Source organism: Desulfosarcina alkanivorans, assembly GCF_009688945.1.
Lineage (GTDB): Bacteria > Desulfobacterota > Desulfobacteria > Desulfobacterales > Desulfosarcinaceae > Desulfosarcina > Desulfosarcina alkanivorans.
Genome location: NZ_AP021874.1, coordinates 964111 through 986532, shown reverse-complemented (window position 1 = coordinate 986532; position 22422 = coordinate 964111). Strand labels below are relative to the sequence as shown.

Annotated in this window: 16 protein-coding genes; 12 read left to right on the top strand and 4 right to left on the bottom strand. The window is 63.0% G+C overall.

What is annotated here, in order from left to right; all coding sequences use genetic code 11:
* The gene (locus DSCA_RS04390; RefSeq protein WP_155315269.1) at positions 1–2736 is read left to right on the top strand and encodes a sensor histidine kinase; all 2736 of its coding nucleotides are present in this window, start codon (positions 1–3) and stop codon (positions 2734–2736) included.
* 10 nt (positions 2737–2746) lie between these two features.
* Here DSCA_RS04390 and DSCA_RS04385 read toward each other — a convergent pair whose 3' ends face one another.
* Positions 2747–3772: a cation diffusion facilitator family transporter gene (locus DSCA_RS04385; RefSeq protein WP_197904739.1), complete on the bottom strand. Its 1026-nt coding sequence runs from the start codon at positions 3770–3772 to the stop codon at positions 2747–2749.
* A 145-nt stretch (positions 3773–3917) separates the two neighbouring features.
* Between DSCA_RS04385 and DSCA_RS04380 the strand changes: the two genes are divergently transcribed.
* The 7 genes from DSCA_RS04380 to DSCA_RS04350 all read left to right on the top strand — a co-directional run bounded on the left by DSCA_RS04380 (position 3918) and on the right by DSCA_RS04350 (position 8588).
* A complete protein-coding gene (locus DSCA_RS04380; protein WP_155315268.1) occupies positions 3918–4277 on the top strand; it encodes a cytoplasmic protein in 360 nt (119 codons plus the stop codon).
* Positions 4278–4556 carry a hypothetical protein gene (locus tag DSCA_RS04375; protein WP_155315267.1) on the top strand — a complete coding sequence of 93 codons (279 nt, stop codon included), beginning with the start codon at positions 4278–4280 and terminating at the stop codon, positions 4554–4556. It abuts the gene before it with no gap.
* Positions 4557–4587: 31 nt separating this feature from the next.
* Positions 4588–6126 carry a bifunctional metallophosphatase/5'-nucleotidase gene (locus DSCA_RS04370; RefSeq protein ID WP_155315266.1) on the top strand — a complete coding sequence of 513 codons (1539 nt, stop codon included), beginning with the start codon at positions 4588–4590 and terminating at the stop codon, positions 6124–6126.
* A 187-nt stretch (positions 6127–6313) separates the two neighbouring features.
* A complete protein-coding gene (locus DSCA_RS04365) occupies positions 6314–6916 on the top strand; it encodes a peroxiredoxin (protein WP_155315265.1) in 603 nt (200 codons plus the stop codon).
* A 140-nt stretch (positions 6917–7056) separates the two neighbouring features.
* Positions 7057–7572: a YceD family protein gene (locus DSCA_RS04360; RefSeq protein ID WP_167527598.1), complete on the top strand. Its 516-nt coding sequence runs from the start codon at positions 7057–7059 to the stop codon at positions 7570–7572.
* Between the two features lie 51 nt (positions 7573–7623).
* On the top strand, positions 7624–7803 hold the full coding sequence (locus DSCA_RS04355) for a hypothetical protein (protein ID WP_155315263.1): 180 nt from the start codon (positions 7624–7626) through the stop codon (positions 7801–7803).
* A gap of 203 nt (positions 7804–8006) precedes the next feature.
* Positions 8007–8588 carry a hypothetical protein gene (locus DSCA_RS04350; protein ID WP_155315262.1) on the top strand — a complete coding sequence of 194 codons (582 nt, stop codon included), beginning with the start codon at positions 8007–8009 and terminating at the stop codon, positions 8586–8588.
* Positions 8589–8627: 39 nt separating this feature from the next.
* On the opposite strand, the gene DSCA_RS04345 is transcribed toward DSCA_RS04350, so the two are convergent.
* Entirely contained in the window at positions 8628–9659 is a 1032-nt protein-coding gene (locus tag DSCA_RS04345; RefSeq protein WP_155315261.1) for a DnaJ domain-containing protein, read from the bottom strand.
* Between the two features lie 211 nt (positions 9660–9870).
* The gene (locus DSCA_RS04340; protein WP_155315260.1) at positions 9871–11253 is read right to left on the bottom strand and encodes an aspartate kinase; all 1383 of its coding nucleotides are present in this window, start codon (positions 11251–11253) and stop codon (positions 9871–9873) included.
* A gap of 231 nt (positions 11254–11484) precedes the next feature.
* Here DSCA_RS04340 and DSCA_RS04335 point away from each other — a divergent pair, with 231 nt between their 5' ends.
* Both DSCA_RS04335 and DSCA_RS04330 read left to right on the top strand, forming a co-directional pair.
* The gene (locus DSCA_RS04335; protein ID WP_155315259.1) at positions 11485–12666 is read left to right on the top strand and encodes an MFS transporter; all 1182 of its coding nucleotides are present in this window, start codon (positions 11485–11487) and stop codon (positions 12664–12666) included.
* Between the two features lie 258 nt (positions 12667–12924).
* A complete protein-coding gene (locus DSCA_RS04330; protein WP_155315258.1) occupies positions 12925–13314 on the top strand; it encodes a hypothetical protein in 390 nt (129 codons plus the stop codon).
* A 10-nt stretch (positions 13315–13324) separates the two neighbouring features.
* Here DSCA_RS04330 and DSCA_RS04325 read toward each other — a convergent pair whose 3' ends face one another.
* The gene (locus DSCA_RS04325; RefSeq protein ID WP_155315257.1) at positions 13325–14230 is read right to left on the bottom strand and encodes a universal stress protein; all 906 of its coding nucleotides are present in this window, start codon (positions 14228–14230) and stop codon (positions 13325–13327) included.
* 228 nt (positions 14231–14458) lie between these two features.
* Between DSCA_RS04325 and DSCA_RS04320 the strand changes: the two genes are divergently transcribed.
* The gene (locus tag DSCA_RS04320; protein ID WP_155315256.1) at positions 14459–21499 is read left to right on the top strand and encodes a beta-ketoacyl synthase N-terminal-like domain-containing protein; all 7041 of its coding nucleotides are present in this window, start codon (positions 14459–14461) and stop codon (positions 21497–21499) included.
* 2 nt (positions 21500–21501) lie between these two features.
* Positions 21502–22419 (top strand): alpha/beta fold hydrolase, encoded by a 918-nt coding sequence (locus DSCA_RS04315; protein ID WP_155315255.1) that lies wholly within the window; start codon positions 21502–21504, stop codon positions 22417–22419.
* Positions 22420–22422 lie beyond the last annotated feature (3 nt).

Genomic DNA, 22422 nt, shown 5'->3' with positions numbered 1-22422 from the left:
ATGCTGGAAACGGAAACCGTCATCTTTGTGTCCCTCTGTTACATCGGGGTCCTGTTCGGCATTGCCTATTATGGTGACAAGCGGGCCGATATCGGTCGGAGCATCATCAGCAACCCATATATTTACGCCCTCTCGCTGGCCGTCTATTGCACCGCGTGGACCTTCTACGGCAGCGTGGGGCGAGCCGCCTCGGCGGGACCGGCCTTTTTGACCATCTACCTGGGGCCCACCCTGATGGCCACGCTGGGGTGGCTGGTATTGAAAAAAATCGTCCGCATTTCCAAAATCCACCGCATTACCTCCATCGCCGACTTTATCGGATCACGCTACGGAAAAAGCATGACGCTGGCCGGCGTGGTCACGGTGATCGCCGTGCTGGGGATCATTCCCTATATTTCCCTGCAGCTGAAGGCCATATCCACCAGCTTCATCATGATTCATCAATATCCATCGATAAAACCGTTGTCCTATTCCGGCGGTTTCTCGATCTGGAGCGACACCACCTTCTACGTGGCCCTCTTTCTGGCGGTATTCGCCACGCTGTTCGGCACGCGGAATCTCGAGGCCACCGAGCGCCATGAAGGGCTGGTTGCGGCCATTGCCCTGGAATCGATTGTCAAACTGGTGGCGTTTCTGGCCGTGGGGACCTTTGTGACCTTTTTCATGTTCAACGGATTTGGCGACCTTGGCCAAAAAGCCCTGGCCTCCCCGGCGCTTCGGCTGCTGATGACCCTGCCCACGGACGCCGGTGCCTTTTCCAGCTGGCTGGCCCACATTTTCCTCTCCATGATGGCGATTGTCTTCCTTCCGCGCCAGTTCCAGGTCATGGTCGTGGAAAATGTCAACGAAGCCCACCTGAACAAAGCCATCTGGCTTTTCCCGCTATACCTGGTGGCCATTAACATTTTCGTGCTGCCGGTGGCCTTCGCCGGCATGTTAACCTTCGGCATCGGCGGGCATGACGCAGACATGTTCGTTCTGACCCTGCCCATGGCCCACCATCAGGTATACCTGACCCTGCTTGTGTTCATCGGCGGGATGTCGGCGGCGACGGGAATGGTCATCGTGGAAACCGTGGCCCTTTCCACCATGATCTGCAACGATCTGGTCATGCCCGTTCTGCTCCACATGCCGTCGCTCAAACTGGCCCAGCGGGAGGACTTGAGCAGCATTCTGCTGACCATCCGGCGATTGAGCATTATCCTGGTGCTGCTTCTGGGCTATACCTATTTCCACTTTGCCGGAGAATACTACACGCTGGTTTCCATCGGCCTGGTCTCTTTCGCCGCCGTCGCCCAGTTTGCCCCGGCCCTGCTCATCGGCATCTTCTGGAAGGGCGGCACCCGCACCGGTGCCCTGCTGGGACTGGTGGCCGGCTTTCTGGTCTGGTTTTATACCCTGTTCCTCCCCTCCCTGGCCGGTGCGGGGCTGATGCCCCAGGATTTTCTGGAGTACGGGCCGCTGGGCATCGCTTTTCTCAAACCCTTCGAACTGTTCGGCCTGGACGTGTTCGACCGCATCACCCATGCCGTGTTCTGGAGCATGCTGGCCAACGTGGGGTGTTACCTGGCCGGCTCCCTGTTCAGCCGGCCTTCGGCCAGGGAGCATACCCAGGCGGCCATGTTTGTGGATGTATACCGATACATGGGACGGGTTCATGATTCTTCCGTCTGGCGGGGCACCGCCTACCTGCCGGACCTGGTCTCCATGCTCGAACGGTTTCTGGGGAAGGAACGGACCGAGGCGGCCCTGGACAATTACGCCATGGACTATGGCATCGACTGGGATCAGTCCCTCACCCGGGACCCCGGTCTGGTCAACCATATTGAGAAAATGCTGGCCGGGGCCATCGGGTCGGCATCTGCCCGGGTAATGGTCGCGTCCATGGTCAAGGAGGAGCCGCTTGGAATCGAAGAGGTGATGGGCATTCTGGATGAAACCCGCCAGGCCATCGTATACAGCCATGAACTGGAACGGGCCACGGCGGAACTGCGGGCGGCCAACCAGCGGCTCCAGGAACTGGATCGGATGAAGGACGATTTTATTTCAACGGTCTCCCACGAACTGCGGACCCCGTTGACGGCCATCCGTTCCCTGGCGGAAATCCTGCATGATTATCCGGACACGTCCCCGGATCGCCAGCGGGAATTTTCGGGCATCATCATCCGAGAAACCCGGCGGCTGACCCGATTGATCACCCAGGTGCTCGACTTTCAGAAACTGGAATCGGGACGAACGCCGTGGAATATTAACCGGTTGGATCTGAAGGATGTGGTCCAGGAGGCGGTCAGCGCAACGGGCCAGCTGGTCGATGACCGGCAGATCCGAATGCAGGTCCATCTGCCGGAGACGTCGCACCCCATCCAGGGAGATCGTGACCAGCTGATTCAGGCCATGGTGAACCTGATTTCCAATGCCGTTAAATTCTGTGACCCGGAACGGGGAGAAATCGATATCCGGCTGGAATACGGCGACGACCGACTGATTGTTTCCGTTACGGATAACGGAATCGGCATCAGCGAGGCTGACCAGATCCAGATATTCGATAAATTTCTGCAGGTTGTGGATCCAGCCCGCGGCCGCCCGCCCGGGACCGGGCTGGGGCTTTCGATCACACGCCAGATCATCCAGTACCACCACGGTGAACTGGAGGTGAAAAGCGCTCCGGGAAAAGGGGCCACCTTTTATTTTACCCTGCCGCTGGAACCGCCACCGCCGATGGATGCGGGTGCCTGACCCGCGGCCGTCATCCTTTGACCGGTCGGCCGGATTTGTTCGCGGTAAGCGTTTGCCGGTTCCACGCAGGCGCCGCGACCGGCTCCCGGGTTCGCAGATCGCATCGATGCTGGCGGCATGCCGGGCATTCGGCGTCGTCGCAGGGGTCCATGTGCACCAACACCCCGGCATTGCCTTCGAAGTGGCGGATCAAAAGCTGTTCCAGGGCCTTGGCTTCGCCATGGGCGGCGTCCAGCAGACAGTCCCTCGGAAGCACCAGGTGAAGATCAATGTGGACAAAGCTGCCGCTGCGCCATGCCCTCAGTTGGTGCACATCGATCCAGAAGGGCTGGCGGTGGGTTTCCAGCAGCCTGGAAATCGTGTCCAGCAGTTCCGGATCGGATGCGTCCATCAGTCCGGAAAAACTCTGGCGGACCAGCCGGGTCCCGGTCAGCAGAATATGGATGCCCACCAGACAGGCAATGCCGCCATCCAGCCAGAGCCAGCCGGTCCATTGAACCAGCAGCAGGCCGAGAACCACCCCCCCGGACGTGTACACGTCGGTGAGCACGTGCCTGCCATCGGCGACCAGGGTCAGGGACTGAACCCTTTTTCCCACCCGAACCAGCCCGACGCCAAGCATCAGGTTGATCACGGCCGCGCCTGCAAGAATGGCCAGGCCCGCATTCAGGTTGGCAAGGGGCGTGGGCGTGAGCAGGTGCGATATCCCGGTTTTGAATATCCCGATGGCGGCAAAAATGATCAGCGCCCCCTCAAAGCCGGCGGAAAAATACTCGATTTTCCCGTGCCCGTAGGGATGGTCGGCATCCGGCGGCTGGGCGGCCATCCAGATGCTCACGACGGCAAAGGCGGCCGCCACCACATTGATGATGGACTCGAGGGCGTCGGACAGCACCGCCGAGGACTGGGTCAGGTGAAAGGTGTAAAACTTGGCGGCCATCAACGCCACCGAAACCAGCAGCGAGACGCAAATGGCGGTCATTCGGGTTTTCAGGTTGTTTCCGCCGGGGGGCGATGTGTCTGTTTCGATTTGCATACCGAGACTCAATATAGGACGGGGGGGCTGAAACTTCAACCGCAGCGAATGTTTTGATAAACACCGTGACACCCGCTTGAAAATCAGATACGGTTGTCCCGCTGTTTGCCCGAAGTAAATTTACCCCAATTAATGGAGAACATTCATGGCGCAGAACGAACAATTTGATTTTAAGGTAGATACTGACAATCTTTACAGAGAGGACGCGATCACCGATCTCAAGGTGGCATCCATTCGGCGAATGATACCGGTGGGGGCGGACGGGAAGGACGATCCCGGCCGGGCGCCAGTATTTTACGGCCACACACAAATCATGACCCCCCAGGGACCGCTTCCCCTGCAGGCCAAGCTGGCGGCCAACAACCTGGGCGAAGCCATCGAGGCCTTCCCTAAAGCCATGGAGCAGGAAATGGCTCAGATGGTTCAGCAGATCAGGAAGATGCAGGAGGAGGAACAGCAGAAAAAACAACGCGACGACTCCCGCATCATCGTTCCCGGCAGATAGATGGAAATCCGGGTCGATTGCCATGCCGGCTACCGTGGCGAAGAGACGCCGCGGCAACTGACGATGGGAGAACGCCGCATCGCGGTTGTCGCGGTTCAGGACCGTTGGCTGGCGCCGGATCACCGTTATTTCAAGGTTATCGGCGACGACAGGGGCATGTATATCATTCGTCACGATCCCCGGCAGGACAAATGGCAGTTGACCTGTTTCAAATCAGACCCTTGCCCGGCCCCCACCCTCATCGCCGAACCGGACGCAACCGGCCTGCCCACCTGCTGACAGCCGCCACACCACATCAGGGGAACCATCCATGAAACCGTCAGTGCGTGCCGCCGCCGCCCTGCTCATACTGACCCTCGTTTCCTGCACCGCCCTCCCCGTTGTTCATGAAGCGGCGCCCCCGGCGTTTACCGTGCTTTTTTTTAATGACCTTCACGGACATCTGCGTCCGTTTTCCGTGAACACCGACCGGGGAAAAACCGAAGTCGGCGGGATCGCCCGTCTGGCAACACTGGTCAACACCATCCGGGCGGAAAATGCACAGGCCGGCGCCAAAACGATTTTGCTCATCGCCGGGGACATCCTCCAGGGCACCCCCATGTCCACGACCTTCAAAGGCGAAGCGGACCTTGCCTGTTTCAACCGCATGGGTGTGGACGCCGCCGTCATCGGCAATCATGAATTCGACTTCGGACTGGACAATTTCCTGCGATTGCAGGAACAGGCGTCCTTTCCCTTCCTCAGCGCCAACATCGTTTACCGGGAAACCGGCCGGCTGCTGGCACGGCCTCATGTCTGGATTCCCATTTCCCAGGGGGTCCGCCTGGCGGTGATCGGTGTCACCACCCGCGACCTGACCACCAGCACGAGTCCCGGCAATATCGCCGGTCTGGCCGTACTGGACCCCACCCGGTCGGCCGTCGATGCGCTCGGACGGCTGTCACCCGGAGAACCGGTTATCCTGCTTTCCCACTGCCGACACCAGACCGATCGACACACGGCCGGGGCCATGCCCCGGCTGGCCGCCATCATCGGCGGGCACGACCAGATCCTGCTGTCGCCCCACCAGAGGTCAGGAAACGTTCCGATATTCCAGGCGTTTGAAAAAGGGCGCTATCTCGGCCGCCTGGACTTTCAGGTGGATACGGACACCGGCCAGGCCCGGTTGATCCGATCCAGCTATATCCCCGTGACCGCCGACATTCCTGCAGACAGGGAGGTCGCGGCGATCGTCGATCACTACGCCGGCCGGATGGATGCGCGGTTCAACCGGATCATCGGCCGGGCGGCGGTCTTTCTTGACGGAGAACGGGAGCGGATTCGCTGGGAAGAAACCAACCTGGGCAATTTCGTCACCGACGTCATGCGCCGTCATACCGGTGCCCAGGTCGCCCTGGTCAACGCCGGCAGCCTGAGGGCCAGCATCGACAGGGGTGACATCACCGTAGCCGACGTGTACAGGGCCATGCCCTACGCCAACGAGCTGGTCACCATCGACCTGCCCGGCAAGGCTCTGCAGGCGGCCCTCGACCGGTCTGCCCGGGGGCGGCGACTGGAAGAAGACGGTGGGTTTCTCCATGTTTCCGGCGTCCACTTCACGATTGCCGATGGCCGGGCGCAGCGCATCATGCTGTCACCCGACCGCCGTCCGCTTGATCCCGAGGCCACCTATCGCGTGGCCATCACCGATTTCCTGTACGCCGGCGGAGACGGATACATGGTTTTCCGGGACCGGCCGGCAGTCCGGACCGGCCTGACGCTGCGGGAGTTAGTGGTGGACACCATCGGGCATCAAAAGGTGATAACCGACCGGATAGAAGGCAGAATCCGACGGGAGCCCCCGCCGTAGGCGCTATCCTCCGGCCTGCCCCGCCCGGGATGGCCCCTCCTTGAGTACCCGTCCGCCGGTTTCCGGATGGACGCGAACCCGGTGTTGATCGGCTTGACATGCAGGCATATGGAATCATTATCTGAATAGTTCCAGTTCAACACGCCACCGATGAATCTCATCGGGTTACACGAAAAGGAGATCAACAATGAGTGTTCTTGTAGGAAAGCCCGCCCCGGATTTTACCGCCCCGGCGGTATTGCCCAGCGGTGAAATTGTCGAGGCGTTCAAATTTTCCGACCTCAAAGGTCGGTATGCGGTCCTTTTTTTCTGGCCCCTGGATTTTACCTTTGTCTGCCCAACCGAAATCCTGGCCCATGACCGGCGCATGGAGGCGTTTAAAAAACGAGGCGTTGAGGTGGTGGGGGTGTCCATCGATTCCCAGTTCACCCATTTCGCCTGGCGGACCACGGCGGTGGACGAAGGCGGTATCGGAGCGGTCCGGTTTCCCATGGTGGCCGACGTGAAGCACGAAATTACCCGCGCCTATGGTATCGAACACCCCGATGTCGGCGTGGCCATGAGAGCGTCCTTTCTCGTTGACCGGGATGGCATGGTACAGCACCAGGTGGTCAACAACCTGCCGCTGGGCCGGAATGTGGACGAAATGCTGCGCATGGTCGACGCCCTCCAGTTCACCGAAGAAAACGGTGAGGTCTGCCCCGCCGGCTGGAACCGGGGTGACGACGGCATGACCCCCGACACCCAGGGGGTTGCCGATTATCTTGCAGCCAATGCGAAAAAGTTGTAATCGTCGAAGACAGAAACACGTCCCTGGCCGTTTCATGCGTTGGAGCGCTGCCGGGGACGTCCCGTCAACCTGCTTTAACCGTGTTGTCTTAAAATATGTTGCGGATTCCGATCGGCAGTATCACTGAACGGGGACTGGATATGGATGAAACGGTGGAGGCAGCCCTGCTTCCCCTGCTTCATGCCGTTTCCAGCGAGGGGGATATCCGTTTTACCCGGCCGGTCCGGCTGCGCCTTCACGCGATGCTGGCCGGTGAAACCATCCGGATCGACGGTACCGTCACCACCGCGGTGCGCATGCCGTGCAGTCGCTGCCTCGAGCGGTTCGACCTGCCCCTGTCGGCCGATTTCTCCGCCACAGCCGCACCGCAGCAGCCATCCATGAACGATACCGGTGCGGGGGAGGACATCGAACTGTCGGCCGATGAGATGGACGTGATCGGCTACAGCGGGGACAGCGTCGATCTTGCCGATGAGGTTGCCCAGCAGGTCATCATGGCCCTGCCCTTCAAACCGGTCTGCCGTGACACCTGCGAGGGGTTGTGCAGCCAATGCGGCGCCAATCTCAACCAGGCACCCTGCCGTTGCCCCTCCCGGGACGAAGCCAACCCGTTTGCCGTACTCAAAACCCTGTCTTTTTCCGATGACAAGAGGTGACAGGGTTGCCTTCAAACCCGGTTCAACCGCAATGGAAAAGGGACGCGCGCCATGTCCTTACGACTCATTGCCAGGGATCTGTACCGTCGCCAGCAGGAGGTGGATCGCCTGGAAAAGGAATTGTCAGGCGCCCTGCCTGCCCAACGGGACCCGCTGAAGCGCAGACTGGCCCGGGCAAAAGCCGAACGGGAAGCGATGAGGCGCATACTGGACGGCCGTCTGGACCGATAGGGGGGGGCAGGCACCGCCCCGCCGGCCCACGCCGGGGGCGGCCCCTGTTGATGGTTGACAACACCCGTGCAAAACCGGTATATCCCACCAGCCTTTCCAGCCGGAAAATTGCAATTCAAAAATTACGTTTTTCTAATTATTATTTATGGTTAAGATTGTTTTAATTAACTGTAAGGTTAACCTTTACCCATTCAGGAGAGCCCATGGATTTTAAGCGCCACATCGAAACTGCCTGGAATCTGACCCTCGGCAACGTCGTCTCACTGATTCTCATGACCCTGGTCATGGTGGCCGTGAGTTCCTTAACCCTGGGAATTCTGGCACCGGTTACCCTGGCCGGTTATACCCAGAGCCTGCTGCAACTCGTGCGCAACGGCCGTGAGCCCAGGGTTCAGGACCTGTTCGCCCACATGAACCTGTTTCTGCCCTTGCTGGGATTTGGTTTCGCGGTATTCGTGGCCACCTCCATCGGCTTCATGCTGCTGTTTCTGCCCGGCATTTTCATCGTCGTGGCCGTCACCTTCTGCTGTATCTACATGATGCCGCTGATGACCGACAGGAACATGGGGATTGTCGATGCCGTAAAGGAAAGCTATGCCATGGGGCGGCGGGGAGACCTGGTCGACCATGTGGTGGTGGTGGTGATCTTCATGGCCATTACCATGATCGGCGGAACGGTATTTATCGGCGTGCTGTTTACCCAACCCCTGGCGACCCTGTTTCTGCTGTCCACATACGAGGAGAAAATCAGCATCACCCCTCCTCCGGCACCCCCGCAACCCTGACCCGTCTGGATCCCTGTCACCCCGGAGGCGCCGGTGGGCTTACCGGCGCCTCTTTTGTTTGGCTTTCAATAATTTGTCATATGCCGCGCTGAGGCGGACGAATGTTTCCGGGTCTCCCCCCTTGTCGGGATGATGCCTCAGGGCCAGTTTGCGGTACTGCCGCGTCAGGGCCCGGCAACCCATTTTCTTGAGCACATCCACGCTGACCCCCAGCAGCCGGGCGGATTCAGCCAGGCTGACCTGAACACTCTCAGGCGGCCGATGAATACGATGCCGGTTCATGAAATCGCGCAAAAAATCGTGAAAGGGATCGCGGGAGGGAAAGGGATGGTCGAAAAACATGACCGCGTAGCGCACCAGGTGTTCCCTGAGGCCGGATTCCGCGTCGCTGCCCTTCCAGAACGATTCATCGCCGTTGAGGCGGCACAGGGCGTCCATGAAACAGCGGTCCAGGCGGTCCTGATCGAGGCCCTCGGGGTGGCTGCGCGCAAACCGTTCGGTGAAGTATTGCTGCAGGTCGAAAATCTGGTACGTATAGCTGGCCAGTTCCCCGGCGTCGAGAATTCGTTCCGCCGCCATAAAATCGTGCTCGATCTCGTCCCGCGATTTGTGCTGAAGGCTGGCGTAGAATCGATCCGGCGTGCATCCCAGGCTCCTCGAATCCACCCGGCCCTGCTTTAAAAAATGGAGCCGGTAGCGGTCGAAACGATGCAGGTCGTCCGCCGGGGTGCAGCCGCCGGCAGGCGCCGCCGAGCGCGATTTCCGGTCGAATCCGTCGATTACCCGCCGGATGTGCGGAGGCAGAAACGGCATGAAAATCGGTTCCAGGTCCTCCTGCGAGACCGCCACCCCCATCTCGGCAATGGCCTCTTCCACCGCCGTATCGATGTAAAAACCGTTTCCCCCCGGATAGACGATAAACCGCGAGGGGTCATCTCCCAGGTCAAGCAGATCCCGGCTCCGATAGCAGTGGCCGGTGAAATAGGACTGCCGGACCATGTATCGCCAGCCGCGGGACTTATCCGGCAACCGGGCAAGGTACATTCGGGTTGCGTCCTCGTCGACGTTCATGGGTGGGGGCCTGTCCGGACCGTTTTTTGCGTCCGGCGCCCAGGCCAGGCCCAGATTGCATTGCGCCGCACCACATGGTGACAGGTACGTGCAACAATAAGAAGATAACCGTTTTCCGGGCAAAAACAACGCTGTCCTCACCTGACTTGACGGCTCATAAGCCGGTCAGGGGGACGGTTAACCGGTCGGGAAGGCCGGCGGGCGCAGCCGTTCAACTGCAGCGGGGCGTCGAAAAAAAAGTGCTGTGTATGGAAACCACGGCCCGCCTCAGGTTCTTTTCGCGCACCAGGAAGTAAAGCGCTGCCCGAGACGGACCAAAGGCAATCATATTCACGTTCACACTGCACCCGGCCACCGCCGTAAAGCATTGGGCCGCGATGCCTTTTTTGCGGGACAGGCCCTCGCCCACGATACTGATCAGGGCCACATCCGTCACCTTTTCGATGCGCCGGAATGGCCGGGGGCGCAGGGACATGAGGGCCTGGCGCCCCGCGTCCAGGTCGCCGCGGGACAGCAGCAGACTGATGCAGGTCTGGGAGGTGACCACGGACCGGATATTGATGCCCCCATCGGTCATGGCGGTGGCCACCTGGGCCAGGATGCCCATGCGCGCGCCCACACCGGAGGCATAGATGTTGAGCAGGCCGATGCCGGTATCGAAGGCCACGCTTTTGATCACGCTGCCGGGCTGGGGGCTTTTGCCCCTGATGCGGGTGCCCTCGGCATCCGGGTTGACGGTATTGCGGATCGTCACCGGAATTTTTCTCAATCGCACCGGTTCCATGGTCCGGGGGTGCAGAATCGTGGCACCGAAATAGGCCAGTTCGGCCGCTTCTTCGTAGGACAGTTCGGGAATCAGCCGGGATTCGGGGACAAATCGCGGGTCCGCACTCATGAACCCGTCCACATCTTTCCATATTTCAAGCGCTTCGGCGCCCAGTGCCGCGGCCGCCACGGCCGCCGAGTAATCGCTGCCGCCCCGGCCGAAAGTGGTGATGTCGCCCCGGGGGCCCACCCCGTAAAAACCGGGCATGAAAACGACGGCATCTTCTGTGGCCAGCGGGCGCAGGTGTTCGTCGAAATTGGCGGCGCTGGCCTTGAGGTCGGCGGTCGCATCCCCGAATTTGCCGTCGGTGACCAATCCGATCCGGTGGGGCATGGCGCTCACTGCATTCACGCCGCGGCTTTGCATGGCCGCGGCCAGCAGCTGGGCACAGGTTCGCTCGCCAAAACTGACGATGGTGTCGTACAGGCGCGGGGTGCTTTCCCGGGTGAAACTGAGGCCGTAGAACAGCCGCTCCAACTGGCTGAAGGAGTGGGACAGGACCTTGGCGGTCCGGCTCAATGCCTGCCGGTTGCCGATCAGGTGGCGCGCCACGTCCGTGTGACGGGACCGGTAGCGGGACATGACGCCCGGGATGGCGGCCTCGTCCGAAAGGGCCGATTTCATGCCCTCGACAAGAAAATCGGTTATGCCCTTGAGGGCGCTCACGACGATGACATTGCCCTTTCCACGCTCGGCCAGAAGTGCCATGATGGTTTCGATGGTGCCATTCCCGTTCAGGCATCCGCCGCCGATCTTAATGACCCTCATACGGTTCCATACTCCTTTTCAGTGGTGTGGTGGTGACGCAAGGCCATATCCAATACCGCACCGGCCGGTAAATCGCAACCGCTTGATGTCCCGTTGACCGCAACGCGTTAAACCGGTATAGGTCCTGTGCGATGCCATGCCCGCTTCCGGTCCGCAAGGGACAATCCCGTCACCATGCCGATCGATTGCGTCGATGCATGGCCCTGTCAACCCTATGATGCAAAAGGCCCAATGAACGACACCCCCTCCGCCAAACCGGCACCGACAACGACCGGCCGGTTCAACTTGCCGGGCGTCATCGCCGTTTCCGTCGGCCATTTCATCCACGATGTCTATTCCGGTTTCCTGGCCCCGCTGCTGCCGCTGCTGATCGAAAAACTGTCCCTGAGCCTTACGCAGGCCGGTCTGCTTTCCACGGCCATGCAGGTGCCGGCGCTGATCAATCCGTGGATCGGTTCACTGGCCGACCGCATCAGCGTACGCTGGTTTCTGGTCCTGGCGCCGGCGCTGACCGCCGTTCCCATGAGCCTGATCGGCGTGGCGCCCACCTACGCCATGCTGCTGGTCCTGATGGTGTTTGCCGGCATCAGCGCCTCCGTCTTTCATGTGCCGGCACCGGTGGTGGTGGCCCGCATGTCGGGCAGCCGAAAAGGGTTGGGGATGTCTTTTTTCATGGTCGGCGGGGAGACGGCCCGTGCGGTGGGGCCGATGGTGGCGGTGGGAATCGTTGCCCTGATGGGCCTGGACGGGTTTTACCCGGTTATGGGGGTCAGTTTCGTCTGCTCCGGCCTGCTTTTCGTGGCCACCCGGGATATGCCGCTCACCCAAACCGCTGCCGCACCGGTTCCGTTGATGCAGACCTGGCGCAGCATGCGCCATATTCTCATACCCATATCCGGGATTCTGGTGACCAGCGGCTTCATGTACGCCTGCATGGCATCCTTCCTGCCCACCTTTATCGCCATGAATACCGGCAATATTTGGCTGGCGGGAGCGGGTCTGACCATTTTTGAAACCGCCGGGGTCGCCGGCGTCGTGGTGGCCGGAAGCCTGAGCGATCGGTTCGGCCGGCGCCGGATGCTGGCCATGAGCCTGATCGGTGCACCGGTTTCCCTGCTGGGTTTCGTCTGGGTGGATGGCTGGGCCGCCTATGCCCTTTTGCTGCTCAACGGGTTCACCTTGTTGTCTACCACGCCGGTAATGCTGGCCCTGGTTCAGGAAAACGCCGTCACGAGCCCCTCGGCCGCCAATGGGCTCTTCATGATGATTTCGTTTCTTTCCCGATCGGCCGTGGTGGTGGTCGTCGGAATGGCAGGGGATTTGATCGGCCTGAAAGCGGCCTTCGTTATTTTTTCCGTCGCCGGCTTCATCGGACTGCCCTTTGTCTTCAGATTGCCCGCCGGCCGGAAATAGGCGGTTGTGATTTCAGGGCATCGCCGGTTGATCGCCCACGGACCGGTGCCCTCTTGTGAATTGACAGCCGGTGTCCCCGACTCTATTATTTACTTAGTGCCCATCCATAAATGGCCAATCTGCCTGTTTCCGGACGGACACTGCCCAGCGTCCGACCGGAAATGAGGGCGCCTTGATCGTTACCGATTTGAAATGCTGTTTAAAAGGCTTTGAAGAAAGGAGGACCGTCAACGATGACATAAGCAAAGGAGGTCTGCCATGAAACCAATCAAGCCACCCAAACCCCGATTCATCCTCGCCCGGGTCTGTATCTGGACCCTCACCCACCACGATTTCCTCGCCGGACGGATACGGTCTTACGTCTGGGCCGCATCGGCCACGGTTCTCTTTTTTTCCATCGCCAGTATCATATCGCTGCAGAGCGCCCTTTATGTCCTGCTGATCGGCGGGTTGGGTATCATGATCCTGCTGGGGGCCCTGATCCATTGGCGAAAAGCGGTCCTGCTGGCCATCCGGGATGAAAAACTGAGACAAACCGCACATGCGGCCATGCTGGCCCTGATCCACGCCAGGCAGACGGAATCCTCCGCCCGGCAAAACCAGAACGGACCCGTTCATCGATGGCTTAAAAAGAAAAGCCAGTCGTAAGCCAGCCGGCTCAGGGGGGGCAGACGGACAGCACCGGGCAGGCCACGCCCCGGATCACCCGGTCAGTGGTCGACCCCAGCAGCATGGTCTCCACCAGGGAATGGCCCCTGACGCCAAGTACGATCAGGTCCACCCCGTGGCTCCCGGCGTAGGTTTTAAGCGTCTGAAAGGGTTTGCCCGCTTCGCAGGAAATTTCGATCCGGCACCAGTTGTGGGCCTCGGCCGGGACCAGGGCCTCCAGGCGCTGCCGGCAACCGGTGGCCACCTCGGTGAGCGCCTCCGTTTTCGTGGCATCCGGCAGCATGGTATCCCGATAGACAAACGGCTCGACCACATGCACCAGGTGGATGACGGCTTCGAACTCCTGGGCCAGGCTGAACCCGTATTCCACCGCCCGCCCCGAGTCGGCCGAGAAATCGCACCCCACCAGGATCTGCTTGAAGCCGAATCCCTTGAACTGTTTCACCGGTATGTCCGCTTTTTCGGGCGGCGTGACCACCAGCAGCGGGCATCCGATGGTTCGCAGCACCCTTTCGGTGACGGAGCCGAGAAACAGCCGTTTGATTCCGGTGCGTCCGTGGGTGGAGACGATGGTCAGATCGGCCAGTTTTTCGGCGGCCAGACGGCACAGGGTGCTGGAGACCGGGCCGGTTTCCACCACCGCTTCCCATTTCAATGCACTGTCCGCCACCAGCTCCTTGATCTGATCCAGGGCACCGGTCTTCATCTCCTCGATCTGCTCCTCAGGGTAGACGAAGGCCGCGCCGTGCATGGTGACCAGGGGCAGGTCGATCACGTGGCAGATGAAAAGGGTCGCTCCAAACTCCCTGGCCATGTCGATGGCTTGAATGACAGCTGAATTGGAATAGGTGGAAAGGTCGGTGGCGCAGAGGATACGCTGAAAATTGACTTTCATGGTTCACCTCCTTGAATATACCATAACGGCAGCCGATGCTGCTGTCAAAGCAATTCCCGGCCCTCCGGTGGCCTTTTTCGAGGCGGCCCGACACAACTGATTCTTGCGTTATGATCGACAAGCCTGTATGTTTGCATGTTTTGACAACTAAGTGAAAAAGGCAGTCAATCGTATGGTTGTCGCGTCTTAGGACAGCCCTTTTCACCCATAATCGCAAATGTTGCAGGTATGCATAGACAGTCCCTTATCGCCGTCGTCGGAATGGACGGGATCTTTCCCGGCGCGCTGAACCTCGACGCGTTCTGGCACAACATCGTCAACGGGATCGACCAGTCGGCACCGGTGCCGGAGAGCCGCTGGATCGCCCCTCCCGCCGACCGCCTGCGGACCGGCCTGACACCGGATCGTCCCTATTCGCGCCACGCCTGCCTGATCAACGGTTTTTCCTTCGATCCGGATGCCTTCTCACTGGACCCGGAGATAACCCGTGGCCTGGACCCCCTGTATCAGCTGACCCTCACCGCCGGAAAACGGGCTGTCAGCGGCTGTGCCGCCGCAGCGGTGGATCCCCGGCGGGTCGACACCATCCTGGCAGCCATCGCCCTGCCCACGGACGGCGCCTCGGCGTTTTCCCGGCAGACCCTGGGCAGGGCCATTGAAGACCGCCTGTTTGCCCCTGGCGGCACCTCTTCGACCGCCGTGTCGCCCATCGCGGCCCTGGCCAGCCGGGTGGACGGCCTGCCGGCGGCGCTCCTGGCCGCCGAACTGGGGTTCGGGGGGGACAGCTTTACCCTGGATGCGGCCTGTGCGTCGTCCATCTATGCGGTCAAGCTGGCCTGCGACGCCCTGGCAGGCAACCGGGCGGACATGGTCGTCACCGGAGGGGTGTCGCGACCCGAATGCCTCTACACCCAGACCGGGTTCAGCCAGCTCCAGGCCCTGTCTCCGTCGGGACGCTGCGCGCCCTTCGACCGTCGGGCGGACGGCCTGGTCGTGGGCGAAGGGGTGGGCATCCTGGTATTGAAGCGCCTGGCCGACGCCATCGAGCACGGGGACGCCGTTCACGGCGTGATCCACGGCATCGGGCTGTCCAATGACATGCGCGGCAACCTGCTGGCCCCGGAACGCAGGGGGCAGGTCCGCGCCATGCAGGCGGCCTACCGGTCGGCCGGCTGGCAGCCTGGGGATGTGGACCACATCGAATGCCACGGCACCGGCACCCGTGCCGGCGACACCACGGAAATCGAAAGCCTGATAGAACTCTGGCAGGAAGCCCCTGCAGGTGCGGGAACCTGTGCCATCGGTTCCGTCAAATCCATGATCGGGCACCTGCTGACCGCCGCCGGTGCGGCGGGCATGATCAAAACCCTGCTGGCCATGCGGCACCGGACCCTGCCCCCGGCCATCAATTTTGAAAATCCCCCTGAAACCAGTCCATTGGCGGACAGTCCATTCCGGGTGCAGACCCGGCCGGCCCCCTGGCAGGCCCGCTCGACCGGACGGCCGCGGCGGGCCGCGGTCAGCGCCTTCGGCTTTGGCGGCATCAACGCCCATATCCTGTTTGAAGCGTGGCCCCTGCAGGAGGCCTCCCGTCGGCCCGTGCAGGCCCCCCCTGTCTCCGGCCATGCGCTGTCCGTAAAAGCGCCCCCCTGTCCGGTGGCCGTCGTGGGCATGGATGTGACCCTGGGCTCGCTGGGCGATTTGAAATCATATGAAAAAGCTGTTTTTCAAGGTCGAAGTGCCATCGCCGCCCGCCCCTCCGGCCGCTGGAAGGGGATGGATGCGGCCTACATCGACCTTCTCGACGGCTTGGATCCCCGCGGGGCGTATATCGACCGCCTTTCCATCGGCATCGGGGAGTTTCAGATCCCGCCCAATGAAATCAACGCCATTTTGCCCCAGCAGCTGCTGGCCCTCAAGGTAGGCGCCGGTGCCCTGACCGATGCCGGCCTGCCCCTGCGGGAGAGCCGGGAACGCATGGGGGTGGTGGTCGGTATCGGGTTCGATTTCGAAGCCACCAACTACCACCTGCGCTGGCAGCTTTTCAACGAGGTGCGCCGCTGGAACCGGACCCACGGGCTGGAACTGGACACGGCCGCCATGGACCGATGGCTGGCGCGCCTGCGGGACGCGTGCGGGCCGCCCCTCACCCCGCCGCGCGTCGTGGGGGCCCTGGGAGGCATCGTCGCCAGCCGCATGGCCCGTGAATTTCGCCTGGGCGGCCCCGGTTTCGTGGTCGCCGGCGATTCCGCTTCGGGGATCAAGGCGCTCAGGGCTGCCGTTGACCTGCTGCAGCAAAAGGCGGTGGACACCATGCTGGTCGGCGCGGTCGACCTGGCCGCAGAAGGGCGCAATGTGGTGCGCATCGACCGGCTGGCGCCCTTTTCCCGGACCCGGGCGGTCAGGCCCTTCGACAGGGACGCCGACGGCACCCTGCCCGGCGACGGGGCGGTGGCCATGGTGCTCAAGCCCCTGGACCGTGCCCGCGCAGACGGGGACCGGATCTATGCCGTGATCCGCGGCATCGGCAGCGCCGGTGGGGATGACCCGTCAGGGGGGCGGGTGAGCAAGGAGACCTACCGCCGCAGCCTGGACCGCTGTTTCCGCCGCACCGATGTTCCCGCCGGTTCCGTGTCCTACGTGGAGGCCCACGGCGCGGGGATTCCCCATCGGGATGCGATGGAGCTGAACGCCCTGGGCGGCTATTTTTCCGAACCCGGCCCCCATGACCCGTCCCGGGGCATCGCCCTGGGATCCACCAAGCCTGTCATCGGGTACACCGGTGCTGCCGACGGCCTGGCATCCCTGGCCAAAACCGCCTTGTGCCTGCACCATCGCACCTTGCCGCCCCTGGTCGGTTTTCGCCGGCCGGCCGACCCTTCCGGTTTTCCGGACCGCTTTCACGTGCCGGATCGGGCGCTGCCCTGGTATCGGGACCGGAACCGGGGCCCCCGCACGGCCTGCTGCGCCGCGATCACCATGGACGGCACCTGCAGCCATGTGCTGCTCCAGGCCCATGAAGGTGACCGGTCGGGTGCCCGGCGTCCGGCGGCCACGCCGGCCCTCGACGGTCGCGCCGGTTTGGTCGTGGTCACCGGAAACGATGGACAACAATTGTCACATCGCCTGTCGGCACTGGGCCCCTACCTGTCCCGGGCCGTTGGCGACATGCCGGCGGCGGCCGCCGCCGCCGGATGGATGCACGCCCATCCGCCCCGGTCGGCCCATCGCCTGGCCGTGGCCCTGATCCTGAAGACGGGGGAGGATCCCGCTGCATTGCTCGATGAGGCCCGGCGGGCCATCGACGCCGGCGATGCCGATCCGCTGTCCAGGCGGGTGTATCACCGCGGCCGCCCCCTGGGCGCTGACGCCCGGGTCGCCATGGTCTACCCGGGATCGGGCAACCATTACCTGGGCATGGGCCGCGGACTGGCCCTGGGATTTCCCGGCGTCGTGGACGCCATGGACGAGGCCACCACCCGATTGAAGACCCAGTTCCGTCCCTGGCACCTGATGCCCTGGCGGCACTCGTGGCAACCGGGATGGGAGGCCGAGGCCGTCTCCCGGCTCAAGGACGATCCCCTGAACATGATTTTCGGGCAGGTGGTGTTCGGCGACCTGATGACCCGTGTGCTCGATCGCTTTCGTATCCGTGCGGATGCCGTCATCGGCTACAGCCTGGGGGAATCGGCGGGCCTGTTCGCCCAGGGGGTGTGGGCCGACCGGGGGGACATGCTGGCACGCATGCAGGAGACCGACCTGTTCACCACCGGGCTTGCCGGCCCGTGCCGCTCCCTGCGCCGGGCATGGAAGCTGGGTGCGCATGAACCGGTGGACTGGCGGGTGGCGGTGGTCAACCGACCGGCCGACCGGGTAAGAAAGGTCCTGGCCGACATTGACCGGGCGCGCCTGCTGATCGTCAATTCGCCCGACGAATGCGTCATCGGCGGGCTGGCGACGGCGGTGGCCCGGGCCATCGCGGCCATGGGCTGCCAGGCGGTTTACCTGGACGGCGTGGTGACCGTTCACTGCGATGCCGCCCGCCCGGTGGCCGAGGCCTACCGCCGCCTGCATCGGTTCCCGACCACGGCCAGACCGGGGCTGACGGTGTACAGCTGCAGCTGGGCCGCCCCCTATGCGGCAACCGCTGATCGAGTTGCGGATTCAATAGAAAAACAGGCGGTTGATGGTTTCGACTTCACGCGGACGATTAAGCGTGCCCACAGGGATGGCATCGACGTGTTCATCGAGGCCGGTCCCCGGGGGTCCTGCACCCGCATGATCGACCGCATCCTGGTCGGGCAGCCCCACCTGGCCGTGGCCGCCAATCAGGGCAATGCGGATGAAATCACCTCGCTGCTGCGATGCCTGGCCCGACTGGCGGCCGAACGGGTGCCCATGGACCTGGGCGCACTGTATGCGGACGTCGAGCCGGACGGCGCCGCACCGGTCCTCCGGGAGGCAGAGGCGGTGCAGGTGTCCGTGGGCGGCCATATGCCCTGTCCGGCGCTTCCGGAAACGGCCGCCGGGCCCGTTCCGGCTGAATCCTTGCCGGACGCCCCTGGCCGAACCGACGACCGGCCGGCCGCGCCGGATGCGGATCAGGGGCCGCCGTCGCCGGAGCATGCGCCGCATAGACCGGCGGCGACGCCCATGGAAGCCTTGCTGGAGACGGCCCGGGAGAACATGGAACTCACGGCCGACGCCCACCAGCGGTTTCTCGAGCTGTCCCGGGAACTGACCGGGGCCTTCGCCGACACCTTCGACCTTCAGAACCGGCTGCTTGGCGCGGGCGCCCGTGTGCAGGGCGATCTGCCGCCCGGACCGGTGCCGGCGCCCCCGGCCGCCCCCCCCGCCTATGACCGTGACATGTGCATGGCCTTTGCCGTCGGTCGCGTGGGCCAGGTATTGGGGCCGGCCTTTGACGTGGTGGACACCCACCGGGTGCGGGTCCGCCTGCCCGACGAACCGCTGATGCTGGTGGACCGCATCGTCTCGGTTCAGGGGGAGATGCTCTCCATGGGCTCGGGCCGGGTGGTCACCGAGCACGACGTGCGTCCCGGCGCCTGGTACCTGGACGGTGACCGCGTACCGGTGTGCATCAGCGTGGAGGCCGGCCAGGCGGACCTGTTTTTGAGTTCGTACCTGGGAATCGATCACCAGGTGAAGGGAGAGCGGGCCTACCGCCTGCTGGACGCCGTGGTGGTCTTCCACCGGGGGTTGCCGCGGCCCGGGGATGTCATCCGCTACGAGATCGCCATCGACCGTTTCGTGCGCCAGGGTGAGACCTGGATGTTTTTCTTCCGCTTCGAAGGCTACGTCGGCAGCGAACACCTGATCACCATGCACGACGGCTGCGCCGGCTTTTTTACCGAGGCCGAGGTGGCCAATTCCGGCGGCATCATTCTGACCGATGCCGAAAGGCAGCCGGCAGCCGGCACGTGTCCCCCGAATTGGCAGCCGCCGGTGTCCATGGCCAGGGAATCCTATTCGGACGACCAGGTGGACGCCCTTCGCCGCGGTGACCTGGCCGGCTGTTTCGGAGAGGCCTTCGCCGGTGTGGAGCTGGCCGAGTCCCTGCGTCTTCCCGGCGGCCGCATGCGCCTGATCCACCGCATCCTCGATCTTGACCCGACGGGCGGCCGCTATGGTCTGGGCCTGATCCGGGCCGAAGCGGACATCCGTCCCGACGACTGGTTCCTGGTCTGTCATTTCGTGGACGACATGGTCATGCCCGGCACCCTCATGTACGAGTGCTGCGCCCACACCCTGCGGGTCTTTCTCCAGCGCATGGGCTGGGTGACCGACCGGCCCGGCGTCTGCTACGAGCCGGTGATCGGCAACGCCGCCCGGCTCAAGTGCCGCGGCCCGGTCACACCAGCCACCCGCCACGTGCACTACGAAATCCAGATCAGCCGGATCGGTTACGGCCCGGAACCCTTTGTCGTGGCCGACGCGCACATGTTCGCCGACGGCCGCCCCATCGTCTTTTTCAAGGACATGTCCCTGCAGATGACCGGGATCGACCGCGACGGGATCGAGGCCCGCTGGCAGAGCCCGGAGCGCCTGCCGGCACCACCGGCCGCCCCCCTTTACGACCGGGCGTCCATCCTGGCCTTTGCCGTGGGCAATCCCTCCGACGCATTCGGGGATCGCTACCGCATCTTCGACGCGGACCGACGGATCGCCCGCCTGCCGGGCCCGCCCTACTGCTTCATGGACCGGGTCGTGCACACGGAACCGGAACCGTGGGTGCTGGCCGCCGGCGGCTGGGTGACCGCCCAATACGACATCCCGGTCGATGAATGGTATTTTGCCGCCGACCGCTCCGGCGTCATGCCTTTTTGCGTGCTGCTGGAAATCGCCCTGCAGCCCTGCGGGTGGCTGGCGGCCTATGCCGGATCGGCCCTGCGCAGCGATCGCGACCTGAAATTTCGCAATCTGGGGGGCAGCGCGGTCCTGCATCGTCAGGTAACGCCCGACACCGGCACCCTGACCATGCGCTGCCGGTTGACCAAGGTCAGCGAGGCGGCGGACATGATCATCGAAAACTTCGATTTCCAGGTCCTGGCCGGCGATCTTCCGGTCTACACCGGCGACACCTACTTCGGTTTCTTTTCCGCCGCGGCCCTCGATCAGCAAAAGGGCCTGGGGGAGGCCGATCCCATGGTCGCGGCCATGGCGGCCTGGGCGAATCGCTCGGGCGGGGCCATCCGCCTGGCCATGGATGCCCCCCGAACGCCGGATGCGGCGGCCGGCGCGCCCGTAACCGTCGACGGACTGCAGCTTCCCGCCAAGGCCCTGATGATGGTCGACGGCATCGAGGCCTGCCTTCCGGACGGCGGGCCCGACGGCCTGGGGTATATTCGCGGCACCAAGCAGGTGGACCCGGACGAGTGGTTCTTCCGGGCCCATTTCTACCAGGACCCGGTCTGCCCGGGAAGCCTGGGCCTGGAATCCTTTCTGCAGCTGATCAAAACGGCGGCCTTGCAGCGCTGGCCGCATCTGGCGGCGTCCCACCGGTTCCGCATGGCCACCGGCAGCCGCCACAGCTGGTCCTATCGCGGTCAGATCGTCCCGAAAAACCGAACCGTGGTCGTCCAGGCACTGATTACGGGCATCACCGACGGGCCCTCGCCGACCCTCCGGGCCGACGGCCTGCTGAGTGTGGACGGCCTGCCGATCTATAAAATGGAAAATTTTGAACTGTCGCTGGTACCAGCGGCCGACACCCCCCTTACGGATATTGAAACAGCAGGGAACCCGTGACCATGCCCGATACCACCCGACCGATCGACCCCGGCGACTACTGTCCCCACTACCCGTTCCAGTCCCATGTCCTGGACCGTGACGGGCTGCGCTATCACTTCGTCGACCAGGGGACGGGCGACCCGGTGGTCATGGTGCACGGCAATCCGACCTGGTCGTTTTTCTTTCGCCGCATCATCGGCGCCCTCTCCCCCGACTGCCGTACCATCGCGCCGGATCACATGGGATGCGGCCTGTCGGACAAACCCGGTGAGGACCGGTACGATTACCGCCTGCGCAGCCGGGTGGCCGATTTTTCGGCTCTGATGGACCATCTCCACCTGGAACGGGTCACCCTTCTGGTCCACGACTGGGGCGGCATGATCGCCATGGCCTGGGCCGTGGCCAACCCCGGCCGGGTGGCGCGGATCATCGTCACCAACACCGCCGCGTTTTTCCCGCCGGGCCGCAAACGGATTCCCCTGAGGTTGTGGATCGTCCGCAACCTGAGCGCCTTTGCCCGCCCCGCTGTGCTCCACGGCAACCTGTTTGCCCGCGGCGCCATCGTCATGGCGCCGCGCAAACGACTGGCGGCGCACGCCAGAAGGGGGCTGCTGGCGCCTTACAACTGCCCCCGGCACCGCCTGGCCACCCTGCGCTTCGTACAGGATATTCCCCTGTCGCCCGGAGACCCCGGATTCGACATCGTGGACCGGGTGGACCGGCAGCTGTCCACCCTGGCCCGCATCCCCATGCTGATCCTGTGGGGGCGTCATGATTTCGTCTTCGACGTGGACTATTACAACGAATGGCGCCGTCGTTTTCCCGAAGCGGAACACCACCTGTTCGACGACGCCGGCCACTACCTGATGGAGGATGTGCCCGACCGGATCATCGGGCTGGTCCGGGATTTTCTGGATCGCCATCCGGTCAGGGATTGAGGA